This is a genomic window from Streptomyces sp. Rer75 (assembly GCF_013414305.1).
GTDB lineage: Bacteria > Actinomycetota > Actinomycetes > Streptomycetales > Streptomycetaceae > Streptomyces > Streptomyces himastatinicus.
On record NZ_CP058693.1, the window covers coordinates 3,377,687 to 3,391,071 of the forward strand.

Annotated in this window: 14 protein-coding genes; 6 read left to right on the forward strand and 8 right to left on the reverse strand. The window is 68.6% G+C overall.

Annotated features, from left to right (window positions below; genetic code table 11):
* Positions 1–83 precede the first annotated feature (83 nt).
* The 4 genes from HYQ63_RS14405 (at position 84) to HYQ63_RS14420 (ending at position 3,406) form a co-directional block, all read left to right on the forward strand.
* Entirely contained in the window at positions 84–1,052 is a 969-nt protein-coding gene (locus tag HYQ63_RS14405) for a metal ABC transporter substrate-binding protein (protein ID WP_179934194.1), read from the forward strand.
* A gap of 41 nt (positions 1,053–1,093) precedes the next feature.
* A complete protein-coding gene (locus tag HYQ63_RS14410) occupies positions 1,094–1,987 on the forward strand; it encodes a metal ABC transporter ATP-binding protein (RefSeq protein ID WP_257231846.1) in 894 nt (297 codons plus the stop codon).
* 1 nt (position 1,988) lies between these two features.
* Complete coding sequence (locus HYQ63_RS14415) at positions 1,989–2,876, forward strand: metal ABC transporter permease (protein ID WP_179934195.1); 888 nt, start codon at positions 1,989–1,991, stop codon at positions 2,874–2,876.
* Between the two features lie 110 nt (positions 2,877–2,986).
* Complete coding sequence (locus HYQ63_RS14420; RefSeq protein ID WP_009718029.1) at positions 2,987–3,406, forward strand: Fur family transcriptional regulator; 420 nt, start codon at positions 2,987–2,989, stop codon at positions 3,404–3,406.
* Between the two features lie 24 nt (positions 3,407–3,430).
* Here HYQ63_RS14420 and HYQ63_RS14425 read toward each other — a convergent pair whose 3' ends face one another.
* Genes HYQ63_RS14425 through HYQ63_RS14440 form a run of 4 tightly spaced genes read right to left on the reverse strand, consistent with a single transcriptional unit; the run spans position 3,431 to position 5,237 of the window.
* A complete protein-coding gene (locus tag HYQ63_RS14425) occupies positions 3,431–3,850 on the reverse strand; it encodes a VOC family protein (protein WP_179934196.1) in 420 nt (139 codons plus the stop codon).
* Between the two features lie 10 nt (positions 3,851–3,860).
* Positions 3,861–4,280, reverse strand: coding sequence for a helix-turn-helix transcriptional regulator (locus tag HYQ63_RS14430; RefSeq protein ID WP_123104014.1), 420 nt, complete (start codon positions 4,278–4,280; stop codon positions 3,861–3,863).
* A gap of 10 nt (positions 4,281–4,290) precedes the next feature.
* Positions 4,291–4,749, reverse strand: a complete 459-nt coding sequence (locus HYQ63_RS14435; protein WP_179934197.1) for a hypothetical protein — start codon at positions 4,747–4,749, stop codon at positions 4,291–4,293.
* A gap of 38 nt (positions 4,750–4,787) precedes the next feature.
* Positions 4,788–5,237, reverse strand: a complete 450-nt coding sequence (locus tag HYQ63_RS14440) for a DUF2000 domain-containing protein (RefSeq protein WP_179934198.1) — start codon at positions 5,235–5,237, stop codon at positions 4,788–4,790.
* A 49-nt stretch (positions 5,238–5,286) separates the two neighbouring features.
* Between HYQ63_RS14440 and HYQ63_RS14445 the strand changes: the two genes are divergently transcribed.
* A complete protein-coding gene (locus tag HYQ63_RS14445) occupies positions 5,287–6,123 on the forward strand; it encodes an AraC family transcriptional regulator (RefSeq protein ID WP_179934199.1) in 837 nt (278 codons plus the stop codon).
* Positions 6,124–6,151: 28 nt separating this feature from the next.
* On the opposite strand, the gene HYQ63_RS14450 is transcribed toward HYQ63_RS14445, so the two are convergent.
* Complete coding sequence (locus HYQ63_RS14450) at positions 6,152–7,006, reverse strand: NAD(P)H-binding protein (RefSeq protein WP_179934200.1); 855 nt, start codon at positions 7,004–7,006, stop codon at positions 6,152–6,154.
* Positions 7,007–7,088: 82 nt separating this feature from the next.
* On the opposite strand from HYQ63_RS14450, the gene HYQ63_RS14455 reads away from it, so the two are divergent.
* Positions 7,089–8,117, forward strand: a complete 1,029-nt coding sequence (locus HYQ63_RS14455) for an AraC family transcriptional regulator (protein ID WP_257231847.1) — start codon at positions 7,089–7,091, stop codon at positions 8,115–8,117.
* Positions 8,118–8,340: 223 nt separating this feature from the next.
* Here the strand turns inward: HYQ63_RS14455 and HYQ63_RS14460 are convergent, their stop codons facing one another.
* Genes HYQ63_RS14460 through HYQ63_RS14470 form a run of 3 tightly spaced genes read right to left on the reverse strand, consistent with a single transcriptional unit; the run spans position 8,341 to position 13,354 of the window.
* The gene (locus HYQ63_RS14460) at positions 8,341–8,742 is read right to left on the reverse strand and encodes a hypothetical protein (RefSeq protein WP_179934201.1); all 402 of its coding nucleotides are present in this window, start codon (positions 8,740–8,742) and stop codon (positions 8,341–8,343) included.
* Between the two features lie 2 nt (positions 8,743–8,744).
* Entirely contained in the window at positions 8,745–12,941 is a 4,197-nt protein-coding gene (locus HYQ63_RS14465; protein WP_179940086.1) for a DUF6531 domain-containing protein, read from the reverse strand.
* A 53-nt stretch (positions 12,942–12,994) separates the two neighbouring features.
* Positions 12,995–13,354 (reverse strand): hypothetical protein, encoded by a 360-nt coding sequence (locus HYQ63_RS14470; RefSeq protein ID WP_179934202.1) that lies wholly within the window; start codon positions 13,352–13,354, stop codon positions 12,995–12,997.
* Between the last annotated feature and the right edge of the window lie 31 nt (positions 13,355–13,385).

The following is a 13,385-nucleotide window of genomic DNA, read 5'->3' on the forward strand; positions in this document are numbered from 1 at the left end:
CCCCGGATCAAATCGATACCGGAAGTGATCAAGAACAAGACCCTTGTTGACAACCGTTTCCAATTTTGTTGAAAATGAGAGTCATGAACATACGCCGCTTTTCCCCCGCAGCAGCCCTTGTCGGGGCCGCCGCGATGGGCTTGACCACCCTCACAGCCTGCTCCTCCGACACCGGGGACGGAAGGACGGACGGCAAGCTCGACGTGGTCGCGTCGTTCTATCCGATGCAGTTCCTCGCCCAGCGCATCGGGGGGAACCATGTTCATGTCTCCACCCTGACCAAGCCCGGCGTCGAACCGCACGACCTGGAGATAAGCCCCCGGCAGACGGCCCAGCTCAGCGAGGCCGGCCTGGTGGTCTACCTCAAGGGGCTCCAGCCGTCCGTCGACCGGGCCATCGGCCAGGCCAAGCCGCAGCACGTCGCCGACGCCGCCTCGTACACCACCCTGGAGGACCACGGGACGGAGGTGGAGGGCGAGGAAGGCCACGGGCACGGCCACGAGGCGCACAAGGCCCATGAGGGCGACGCCGCCACCGATCCGCACATCTGGCTGGACCCGGTGCGCTACGCCCAGGCCGCCGAGGGCGTCGGCAAGGCGCTTCAGAAGGCGGACCCGGACCACGCCGCCGCGTACAAGAAGAACACCGCCGCCCTGGTGAAGCAGCTCGGCGCCCTCGATGACGACTTCAAGAGCGGATTGAAGGGCCGCAGCACGGATACCTTCATCACCACCCACGCCGCGTTCGGCTACCTCTCCGAGCGTTACGGGCTGCGCCAGGAGGCCATCTCCGGGCTCGACCCGGAATCCGAGCCGAGCCCGGCGCGGATGCGGGGGCTGCACACGACCGCCAAGAAGGACAAGGTCAACACCGTCTTCTTCGAGACGCTGGTGAGCGACAAGACGGCGAAGACCCTGGCGGGCGATCTCCATCTGAAGACGGACGTCCTCGACCCCATCGAGGGGATCGGGGACAAGTCCAAGGGCCGCGACTACTTCGAGGTCATGCGGTCGAACCTGACGGCCCTGCGCAAGGCGCTCGGCGCGGGATGACGCGCGATACGCCCGATACGCGCGAAACGACGGAGGAATCCATGGCCAAGGAACCCGACGGCAGCGCACGGCCCGGCGAACCGGCGTCGGAACGCGAGACGGCGTCGGCCCAGCCCGGGGCGGCGGGCAAGCGCGGGGCGGCGACCGAGCAGGCCGCGACCGCGGGCGACGCCGACCCGGTCATATCCCTGCGCGGCGCCACCGCCTCGCTCGGCGGGCGCCCGGTCCTGCGCGGCGTCGACCTGGCCGTGGGCCGCGGCGAGGTCGTCGCGCTGCTCGGCGCGAACGGCTCGGGCAAGTCGACCGCCGTACGCGCCGTCGTCGGCCAGGTGCCGCTGACCGGTGGCGAGCTGGCGCTGTTCGGCACCCCCGGCCGCCGTTTCCGCGACTGGGGCCGCGTCGGCTACGTACCGCAGCGTACGACCGCGGCCAGCGGCGTTCCCGCGACCGTCCGCGAGGTCGTCTCGGCCGGGCGGCTGGCCCGCCGCCGGTTCGGGCCGCCGCGCAAGGCGGACCGGGCGGCCGTGCGCCGCGCCCTGGAGCTGGTCGGCATGGCCGACCGCGCCCGCGACCCGGTCGGCGCGCTCTCCGGCGGCCAGCACCAGCGGGTGCTGATCGCCCGTGCGCTGGCCGGTGAACCCGAACTGCTGATCATGGACGAGCCGATGGCCGGGGTCGACCTGGCCAGCCAGGAGATCCTCGCCGGGACGCTGCGCGAACAGGTCGCCGCGGGGACCACCGTCCTCCTCGTCCTCCATGAGCTGGGCCCGCTGGAACCGCTGATCGACCGCGCGGTGGTGCTCCGCGACGGCTGTGTCGTCCACGACGGCCCGCCGCCCAAGGCCGTCGGCCAGCATGCGCTGCCCGGCCATGATCACGTCCATCCCCATGCGGCGCCCGACGCCGAACCGATCCGGACAGGGTTGCTGACCTGACATGCTGGAAGTCCTCGACTACGCCTTTATGCAGCGGGCCCTGCTCGCCGCCGTCCTCGTCGGCATCACCGCCCCCGCCGTCGGCATCTACCTCGTCCAGCGCCGCCAGGCGATCATGGGCGACGGCATCGGCCACGTCGCGCTCACCGGGGTCGCGCTCGGCTTCCTGACCGGCACCAACCCGGTCTGGACCGCCATCCTCGTCTCCGCCCTCGGCGCCGTCCTGATGGAGCTGATCCGCTGGTACGGCAAGACCCGCGGCGACCTCGCGCTCGCGATGCTCTTCTACGGCGGCATGGCGGGCGGCGTCCTGCTGATCAACCTCTCGCCGACCGGCTCCAACGCCAACCTCACCACGTACCTCTTCGGCTCGATCACCACCGTGTCGCAGCAGGACGTGGTCGTGATCAGCCTGCTCGCCGCCTTCGTCGTACTGATCACGCTCGGGCTGCGGCGGCAGCTGTTCGCGGTCTGCCAGGACGAGGAGTTCGCCCGGGTGACCGGGCTGCCGGTCCGTACGCTCAACCTGCTGCTGGCCGTCACCGCGGCGGTCACCGTCACCGTCGCCATGCGCGTCGTCGGCCTGCTGCTGGTCAGCGCCCTCATGGTGGTCCCGGTCGCCGCCGCCCAGCAGGCCACCCGCGGCTTCGCGATGACGCTGGCGCTGGCGGTCGGCATCGGCGTCGTGGTCACCCTGTCCGGCACGGTCTTCTCCTTCTACAAGAACGTGCCGCCCGGCGCGAGCATCGTCGTCCTCGCCATCGGCGTCTTCGCCGTCATCACCGCGCTCGCCGCGCCCCTGGCCAGACGCCGCGCCACACAACGCGCCGGGCGGTCCGCCGCGGCGGCCGAGGGGCGGTGCACCATGAAGGACGATGTGCTCGTGTAGCACGGAGTCATCCACAGCTAGTCCGTAGCGGATCCGTTAGCTGGCACAATGGCCAAGCAGACAGAGCGGCAGACAGAGCGCTACGGGCAAGCGAGGTTGAGGAGGCAACTGTGGCGACCGCGGGTCCCCCAGTACGCGGCCGGTCCACCAGGCAGCGCGCGGCGGTGGCGGCGGCACTGGACGAGGTGGACGAGTTCCGCAGTGCGCAGGAGCTTCACGACATGCTCAAGCACCGGGGCGACTCGGTCGGCCTGACCACCGTCTACCGCACCCTCCAGTCCCTCGCCGACGCCGGCGAAGTCGACGTCCTGCGCACCACCGAGGGCGAGGCCGTCTACCGCCGCTGCAACAGCGAGGAGCACCACCACCACCTCGTCTGCCGCTCCTGCGGCAAGGCGGTCGAGGTCGAGGGCCCGGCGGTCGAGAAGTGGGCCGACGCGATCGCCGCCGAGCACGGCTTCGTGGACGTCGCCCACACGATCGAGATCTTCGGCACCTGCGGCGACTGCGCGGCCCCGGCGACCGGCTGACGGCTGTCCGCTGTCCGCTGTCCGCTAGCGCTTCGGCTGGTTGAACCGCAGCAGGTTCCCCGCCGGATCGCGGAAAGCGCAGTCCCGCACGCCGTACGGCTGGTCGATCGGCTCCTGCAACACCTCGCCGCCCGCCGCCCGGATGTGCTCGAACGTGGCGTCGACGTCGTCGGTGGCGAAGAGGACCCCGCGCAGCATGCCCTTGGCGAGCAGTTCCGCCATGGCCTGCTTGTCGGCGGGCGAGGCGTTGGGATTCGCGGCGGGCGGTTCGAGGACGATGTTGACGTCCGGCTGCGACGGCGAGCCTACGGTCACCCAGCGCATTCCCTCGAAGCCGACGTCCTGGCGCACCTCCAGGCCCAGGATGTCGCGGTAGAAGGCGAGCGCCTTGTCATGGTCGTCGACGGCGATGAAGCAGGTCGAAAGCGTGATGTTGTTGTTCATGTCTGTCACGCTAAGGCCGGGAAGCGGGCTTCGCTTCTCCATTCCTGACCGGTCTGGTAAAGACCTTGGCGACACACGCCGGAATCTCCGCACCGTGCTCATGATCGCGCGCCCGGTACGCGCTCGGACTCTCCCCCACCAGCTCCGTGAACCGCGAGCTGAACGATCCGAGCGACGTACACCCGACCGCGAAGCAGACCTCCGTCACCGACAGATCCCCCCGCCGCAGCAACGCCTTGGCCCGCTCGATCCTGCGCGTCATCAGATAGCTGTACGGCGTCTCCCCGAAGGCCTCCCGGAAGCTCCGCGCGAAGTGCCCCGTCGACATCAGCGCCCCGCGCGCCAGCGCCGGCACGTCCAGCGGCTGCGCGTAGTCCCGGTCCATCCGGTCCCGCGCCCGCCGCAACCGGACCAGGTCATCCAGATTCACCCGGCCAGGATCACACGCCGCCCCAGACGGCGGCCAGATCCCGGCAGTGGACGACGATCACCGCATCGGTCAGGACGATCTCATGGCTGCATCCGGCGTCATGCGGAAGGATCTCGTCGAGCAGGACCGTGTCCGTCTCCATCCAGTCGATGGCGTGCTCGTACGTGATCGAAAAGTGCCGTACGCCGGTGTAACGGATGCGCAGACCCGCGTCGTGCTTCCACCTGCTCGGCACGAAGGTGAGCGTCAGCCCGCTGTCCTTGCCCCCGGGGATGTCGACCCCGGCCAGCCCCAGGTCCTTCACACACCTGGTGCCGCTCCCGAGGCGGTAGTGCCCCTCGTCGGAGGCGAACGCCCACGCCCCGGGCGGCAGAGCCGCCCGCAGCCGCGGCAGCTCCGCCAGATAGGCGGTCGGATCGACCCGGAACCCATGCAGCTCCGGGTCCCATGCAGCCCTCGCGAATTCCATGATCACCAGGCTAGCGACGGGGGCGGGCCCCGCCCTGCTCAGTGATGCATCCGCGCACCCTTGAGCACCTTGTCCACCGCGTTGCGCGGCCCGTAGACGGCCAGCCCCACCAAGTCGAGCTGGTCGGTGCCCACCGCCCGTACGGCCGCCCGGTTGTCCCGGTCGTTGCCCGTGCTGAACAGATCCGAGGTGAACACGGCCCTCGGCAGCGCGCGGGACAGCGCACGACCGTGCGCCGTGGTCAGCGTCTCCTTCGTCCCCTCGAAGACCAGCACGGGCTGACGGAACATCGGCAGATACGCGGTGCCGTCGGCGTCCGCGTACGGCTCGCCGATCACCTCGGGCGCCGTGGTGCCAAGCCCGCTGACGAGGAACGCGGTCACATTCAGCCGCTGCCAGGTCTCCACATCGTCACGCAGCAGTACGGCGATCTTCGTGTCGAACCGAACGGGAGCGCTCTCCGCCCCGTTCTCCTCACTCGTTCTCATGCTTCGAGACTGACGGCTGCGGACCTTCGTCGTCTTGTACGTTCTTTGCATGGCGTCCCGACAGGAAATCTCTGCCTGGCGCCCGTCGGTCCCGGGCGTCAGCGAGGTCTTCCACGCCCACTTCACCGAGCACGCGTACCCCATGCACGTCCACGACGCCTGGACCCTGCTGATCGTCGACGACGGCGCGGTCCGCTACGACCTGGACCGCCATGAGCGGGGCACCCCGAACGACACCGTCAGCCTGCTGCCGCCGCAGGTCCCGCACAACGGCTCCCCCGCCACCGCCCACGGCTTCCGCAAGCGGGTGATCTACCTCGACATGACCCAGCTGGACGCGAGCTACATCGGTCCGGCAGTCGACGGCCCGGACCTCACCGACCCCCTCCTGCGCCGACGCATCGCACAGCTGCACGCCGCCCTGGCCACCCCCGGAGACGAACTCGAGGCGGAAAGCCGCCTGGCCCTCATCAGCCAGCGCCTGCGCGAACACCTACGCCCCGGACCGGCCGTCGCCGCCGCCGCGATGCCCGACCGCGGCATCGCCCAGAACCTGCGGGACCTCCTCGACGAACGCTACGTCGAAGCCCCCACCCTGGAAGAGGCCGCCCGCCTCCTCCACGCCCACCCCACCCACCTCGTACGCGCCTTCAGCACCGCGTTCGGCATCGCCCCGCACCAGTACGTGACCTCCCGCCGCATCGACCTCGCCCGCCGCCTCCTCCTCGACGGCCAACCCCCGGGCGACGTGGCAACCGCGGTCGGGCTCTACGACCAGTCGCACCTGACGCGCCACTTCAAGCGGGTCGTGGGGATAGCCCCGGGCCGGTACGCCCGCACGGGGGCCCTTCAGCGACGGGAATACCGCTCACATCAACTCTCGTAGTAGCTTGCCGACCTTGCTGTTGGTCTTGTCAGGCTCCATCGGAGGACTCAGTACGGGCATCCCATACACCGGTAGCGGCGGTCTTGCGGGCATACTCCGCGAAGTCGTGGGGTGGTCGGCCGAGAATGCGCTCGACGGTGTCGGTCACGTCGGCTCTGCGGCCATCGAAGACCTCAACCATCAGGCTGGCCAGTTGCGTCGCGTACTCGGTCGACACACCTCGTCCGGTCAGCGATGAGACGAATTGCCCGGGCGTGACCGGCAGATAACGAACCTCCCTGCGGGCCACCCTCGCTATCTCGCCGACGGCATCGGCGAAGGTGAGCAGTCGTGGTCCGGTCACTTCGTGAATCTGGCCGGCATGACCGTTCTCGGTCAGCGCCGCGACGGCGACATCCGCGATGTCCTCTGCGTCGGTGAACGGTTCCGCTACATCGCTGACCGGAAGTGCGACCACACCGGCCCGGACCAGTTCTGCGAGGAACGCCTCGCTGAAGTTCTGCGTGATGAACCCCGCCCGCACGACAGTCCACTCCGCACCCGACTCCCGCACCGCCTGTTCGCACCGCTCGGCCTCAGCAGCACCGCGGTCAGCAAGCAAGACAAGGTGTCGGATGCCGCAAGCCACCGCGAGGTCTGCGAAGGAACCCACGATCCTGGCCGCGCCAGGGAACGCCGCATCAGGATAGAAGGCCACATAAGCCGCGTCCACGCCTCGCAGCGCAGGTTCCCAGGTGGTGTCGTCGTGCCAGTCGAACGGCGGCTCAGCACGCCGTGAGCCCACCCGTACCGGCACGTCACGCGCTACGAGCCCGGACACGACCCGGCGTCCGGTCTTGCCTGTTCCCGCGAGGACCAATGTTGTTGGCGCAGTCGATGTCATGTTCCACAGTCCATCGGCATGACGGGCTAAGGGCCATGATCGAGGCGCGCAGGTCCATCATCGTGCGTCTTACACTGCGCCGGTGGACCCTTTGTCGATCTTGTTGGACGGAGTCAGGGCCAGGGGCGCATTCGTCCTGCGGACCGTCCAGAACCCACCCTGGTCGGTGCAGGTGCGGGACAGGGCACCGCTCAGCGTAGTGGCCATCCTGCGAGGGACACCCTGGGCTGTGCCCAGCACGGGCAATGCGGTGCGACTGGACGCAGGCGATATCGCGATCACGCGTGGCCCGGACGCGTTTACCTTCGCCGATGACCCCCGCACTCCGATCCAGGTGGTCATTCAGCCCGGCCCCCGACGGACCACCTCAGCCGGCACGGAGCTGCCCGAGGCCGCGGACATGGGTGTGCGCACCTGGGTCAACGGCATGCCAACGTGCGACGACGGCGCGGACGGTTCGTCGGTGCTGCTGATCGGCAAGTACCGGGGGCGGGGCGAGATCGCTACGCACCTGCTCAGCGCGTTGCCGCCGCTTCTGGTCATCCCCAGGGCCGCCCACGTCGAATCGGCGCTGGTGTCGCTCCTCGCTGAGGAGACCGTGCGAAACGAGCCGGGCCAGGATCTCGTGCTCGATCGATTTCTGGATCTCTTGCTGGTCGCAAGCCTCCGCGCATGGTTCTCCCGGCCCGATGCCGAAGCGCCGGCCTGGTACCGAGCCAACGGGGATCCCGTTGTCGGCACCGTCCTGCGGCTCATACACGGCCACCCGGGCCATCCCTGGACGGTGGCCGCGCTCGCCGGGCGGACCGGGGTGTCCCGAGCGACGTTGACCCGCCGCTTCAACGACCTCATTGGTATGCCACCAATGGCATACCTCGCCGGGTGGCGAATCGACCTGGCCGCCGATCTTCTCAGGGCGTCGGACGCCACGATTGACTCCGTAGCCCGTCAGGTCGGTTATGGCAGCGCCTTCGCGCTCAGCACCGCTTTCAAGCGCGCACGCGGGATCAGCCCACAACGCTTCCGCGACCGGACATTACCGCCCCGACCTCGGAGCGCGGGCATCGAGTCCAGACGCTTGGGCAGCGATTACTCCCAGCCCCTAGGTTGACGCGGTGGCAGATCGCGCAGCCGCCTCGGACTCGATTCGTCACGGACCGCGTGGATGAGGTCGGCCAGTGCACCGCGCTAGTGGAGAGGTTCCCACGCGGTGAGATCCCCGGCGCGCGCTCCTCCGTCGTACAGATCACCCACGATTCGCAGCGTCACGCTCTTCGCGCCTTGTCGACATCAAGGCCCCACGAGCCAGCGCCAACGCGCCAAACGCTCCAGGGTCACCGATCACCTTCTCGATGGAATTCGACCACGAATGGCTCTCCGGAGCGAATCAAGATATGTCCTGCACCTTCGAAGCCCAGGTCAACCCCGATGAGTTCTCCGTGCTCATTACGGCGGCTTACAATCTCGGAGAGCTTGCCGAAAGGCCCGCCAGGGATCGCATCAATCTCGCGATAGGTCCACGACTCAGATGGATAGCACCACGTCGGCACTTCTGGCCACGTACCCTTCTCGACGCGAAGAGTCCAGTCGGTTGCCGAAGTGAAAACCAAGGAATCAGATTCCCTAAAGATCAGTTCAATCGCCTCTGGCATCGCATCCGGAATACCCTCTTCCGAGATAAAGAAGATCCCATAAATCTCGACAACTGTACGCCCCTTCAGCGTGTCAGGCCGCACCCTCAATCCTCTCCATGGATTCGACTTGCCCCCTCAAACCACCCATTCGGTTTATCCTGCGGGAACATTGTAACGAATTCGCCATCAGCCTTGGTCACAAGCAGGTCTTCGCCCTTTCGGTAGAAAAGGTAGTCATCCCCGCCACCACGCTGCGGATTCCACGGCCCCTGGCGAACCTCGTCAGGTTCAGCATGGATTGTGTTCATCCGGTCGCGGAACTGCGTCCTCGAGCTTGCATCGGCAGGGTCGAGACTATAATCCTGTGCGTGCTTCCCCCATTTTTTGCCGAACTGCTTCTCGTTAACACTTAGATTGGGACGATTCTTGCAGGAAAGACCCAACGAGTCAGTCCACGCCGTGGGATTTCGCACATAGGAGTGATGATTGGGGGCCGGACTCAGCCCAAGGGGATCAGGACTTATGTACCGGGCTGTCTCGGGATCGTAGTGGCGGAAGTAGTTGTAGTACAGGCCGGTTTCGGGGTCGGCGTATTGGCCGGGGAAGCGGAGCGGGCAGTCCAGGGCGGCGGGTGGGGCGGGGAGGGGGGTGCCCCAGAGGGTGGTGCGTTGCTGCCAGGCCAGGGTGCCGTCCGGGGTGACCAGTTCGGTGGGGGTGCCGACCAGGTCGGTGATGATGGCGTGGAAGCGGGGCTGGGTGTCGTCCGCGAATTGGGTGATGAGGGACTCGCCCGGGCGGTGGGTGTGGTGGTTGGTCTGGGTGAGGGGGCGGTGGGTGCCTGGGGCGTAGTCCCAGGTGGTGTGGGTGCCGTCCAGGGTGGACTGTTCCGCCAGGCGGGTGTCTTCCCAGGTGAAGTGGAGGGTTTCGGCCGCGGTGCCGTCGGTGGTGAGGCGGTGTTTGGATATGCGGCGGCCTAGGGGGTCGTACGTGTAGTGCCAGTGCTCGCCGTCGGGGGTGGTCGCGTCGGTGAGGCGGTCTTCGGCGTTCCAGGTGTACGTCCAGGTGCGCGTCTGGCCGTTGAGGAGCTTGCGGGTGCGGCGGGTCAGGCGGCCCTGGGCGTCGTGTTCGTAGGTGGTGCGGCCGGCGCGGTGGAGGATCGTGCCGGTGAAGTCGCGGTCGCCGGGGGTGCCGTGGGCGGGCGCGGTGGCGTGGGTGAGGTTGCCCGCCGTGTCGTACGCGTACGTCTCGGTCCAGCCGTGGGCGTGGACGGCGGTGACCCGGCCGAGGGGGTCGAGGTCGAAGCGGCGGGTGCCGGAGGTGAGTTCGCGGATCTCGGTGAGATAGCCGTCCGCGCGGTAGGCGTACGAACGGTGTTGGAGGAGGCGGTCCGCGGCGTCGGAGCGGCCGGTGAGGGTCTGTGTGGTGAGGCGGTCCGCCTTGTCCCAGGTCTGGGTCAGGGATACGCCGTCGCCCAGGTGGCGTTCGATTTCACGGCCAGCCGCGTCGTACATGAAGGACAGGGCGCCCGCGCCGTTGTCGAGGCCGGTTGCACGGCTTGTGGCGTCGTACGTCCAAGTGGAGCGCAGGCCGGAGGGGGTCGTACGCTCGGTGCGGCGGCCCAGGACGTCATACGCGTACGTGGTGGTGCGGTCATTGACCGTTTCGGACAGGACACGTCCCAGGACATCACGCTCGATGCTGACCTCCGCGTCGGCATTGGCCGCGTGGATCAGACCACCCAGGGCGTCATAGGAATATGTGAGGGTCTCACCTGCCTCGTTCCGCTGTTCGACCGTGCGGCCCAGCGCGTCGCGGGTGAAGTGGAGGGTTTCGCCTGCGCCGTTGGTGCGGGTCCGCAGACCGCCCGCCGCGTCGTGGGTGTAGGTGAGGGTGCGGCCGTTGAAGTCGGTTTCGGCGGTGAGGCGGCCCGCCGGGTCGTACGTGTACGTCCAGGTCAGGCCCTGGGGGTTGGTGACCTGGGTCAGCCGCACCTCGGTGTCGTACGCGAAGGCGTACGTGGCGCCGTCCGGGTCGGTACGGGTCGCGGGGACGTCGAAGTGGGTGGCGGTGTGGTGGGTGGTGTTGCCCGCGGGGTCGGTGTGGCTGCGGAGGTTGCCTTCGCCGTCCCAGGTCCAGGTCTCCCGCGCGCCGTCGGGTCCCTCACGCCAGGCGGGCTTGCCCTCGGTGGTCCAGCGCATGCGGGTGGTGTGGCCGAGGGGATCGGCCACCTCCACCACACGCCCGAAGCGGTCGCGGCGGGCCGTTGTGGTGTGGCCCAGGGGGTCCATCACCGAAATTGGCAGGCCTGTCTTGTCGCAGGTGACGTGGGTGGTGTGGTCCAGGGCGTCGGTCACCGCCGTGAGGTGGCCGTGGTCGTTGTACGCGTAGTGGGTGTCCGCACCGGCCGGGTCGGTGGTGGTGAGGAGGTTGCCCGCCTCGTCGTAGGCGTGGCGCCACGTGGCGCCGCCCGGTTCGGTGACCTCCACGGGCAGGCAGAGGTCGTTGTACGTCGCCCGGGCCTCGCTGCCGTCGGGGAGGGTGATGGCGGTGAGGTTGCCGTCCTCGTCGTAGGCGTAGCCGGTGGTGTGGCCGAGGGGGTCGGTGACCGAGAGGCGGCGGTCGCCTCGGGGGTTCCACGTGGTGAGGGTGGTGTGGCCGAGCGGGTCGGTCTCCTCGGTCACCTGGCCGTCGGTGTTGTAGCGGTAGGTGGTGCGGTGGCCGAGGGAGTCGGTGTAGCTGGTGGTGCGCGCGGCGTCGTCGTATTCGAGGGTGCCGTTGTAGACGCCGTCGCTGCCCTCGGTGCGTATCACCCGGCCGTCCGCGCCGTAGACGTACGTGAACGAGGTGCCGTTGCGGTCGGTCCAGGTGGTGACGCGGCCCTCGGCGTCGTAGGTGAAGCGCAGGGGCTCGTTGCTGGAGTTGATGACCTCGGCGAGGTTTCCGGCCCCGTCGTACGCGTAGCGCATGACGACCGTGCCGGAGCCGTCGCGGCCGTGGGGTTCGTAGATCGAGGGCGCCTCGTCGAGCAGGCGCAGGGCGGTGACGCGCCGGTGCTCGTCGGTGTCGATGGCCACGTAGTAGCCGCCGGAGGGGCGGATCGCCAGGGGGTTGCCGGACAGGGCGCGTTCGATGTCGATGCGGGTGCCGTTGCGGTCCTGGAGGCCGTCCAGCCACAGGTGGACGGCGCCGGACTCCTCCGTCGGGGCCGGGCGGGTGAAGGTGCGGACGACGCCGGTCTGCGGGTCGGTGACGGTCATGACGCCGTCCGGTTTCCCGTCCCACTCCAGCGGCCAGCGGGCGCCCTTCTCCGGCAGGGTGGGAACGTCGGGCTCCGGCACCGGGTACACCAGCCGCATGCCGTCGGACGCGGCGAAGACGACGCCCTCGGAGTCGAGTTGGATGCGCTCGTCCAGCAGACAGGTCCAGGTCGGGCCGAAGCTGGTGCCGCCCCGGTAGGAGGAGAGGTGGGTGCGTTCGAAGACCAGCGGCAGCGAGCCGGGGAGGGTGAGGTCGGTCTGCTCCATGAGCATCGCGCCGGTCGCGATGTCGATGGGTTCGCCGACCTTCGGAGTCGCCTTGGCGGGGCGGCCGGCGGGGCCCTTCTCGATGAGGTTGGGGCGGATGCCGGGCGGCTTCAGCAGGCCGGGGACGCCACCGGTCTTGGGGAGGACGCCGGGCTTGAGCACGCCCGCTCCGGCGCCGAAGAGGCCGCCGTAGATCATGCCGTCCTTGGCGGCGGCGTTCACCTCGTCCAGGCTGAAGCCGTTCTGCTGGCCCAGGGCGATCCGCACGGGCTGCGCGACGGCGACATCCACGGTCACCGAGAGAATGCTGGTGAAGGCCGCACCGACCAGCATCTCCGCGGCGATGGCCGCCACCGCCCCCTCGACCGCGACGCCGAGGCCCGCCGCCATCGCGACGATCTCCGCGGCGACCGCGTCGGACGTGCCCCCGCTCACCAGGGTCAGCAGCCCGCCACCGACGATCGCCACGGCATCGATGCTGATCTGCGTCCACAGCGCCTCGATCGCCTCATCGACCTTGTCGGCGAAGGTGTCCAACGCCTTGGCCATGCTGCGGGCGGACTTGGCGAGGTTGCTCAGCCAACCCTCGTCCTTGCCCTTGGCGTAGCGCGCCCAGAAGGTCTCGAAGGCGTCGATCGCCTCGCCCTTGTTGTTGTGGATGAGGGTCGTGGCCGCCTTGTTGGACGCGGCGCGCACGTCGTCCACGCTGTCGGCGAAGGTGCGCCAGGCGTCGGCCGCGTGGCGCAGGGTGCCGGAGTTGGCGTCCGGCCACCACATGCCGAGCTTCAGCAGAAGCGCCTTGGCCTTCTCCTCGACCTCGCTTCCGAAGCTCACTTGTGGCCGTCCTTGCCAGGCGTGTTCTTCGCCTTGGTGAACATGCCCTCGATCAGCTTGTCGTTGTCCACGTGGCCGTCGGCCATGTCCTGCATCGCCTCGTGGATGCTGGTCAGGCCGAGGACGAGGACGCCGGTCGCCGACTCGATGTGCTTCTGGTTCGGCGTGTAGTGCTTCGCGAAGTCCTTGCCCGGCTTGTCGTCCCCCCACGGTTCGCCGTAGCCGTCGAGCGTATTGATCAGCGTGGTCAGCGCCTCGCTCAGCTTGACCGCCTGGTGGTGGAACGTCGGTGAGACGGACTTGATGTCCGCCACCTTGATGTCCAGGACCTTGCCCTTGCCGTGGCCATCACCCATGCCACGCCTCCCCCTCCGGCCTTCATGGTGC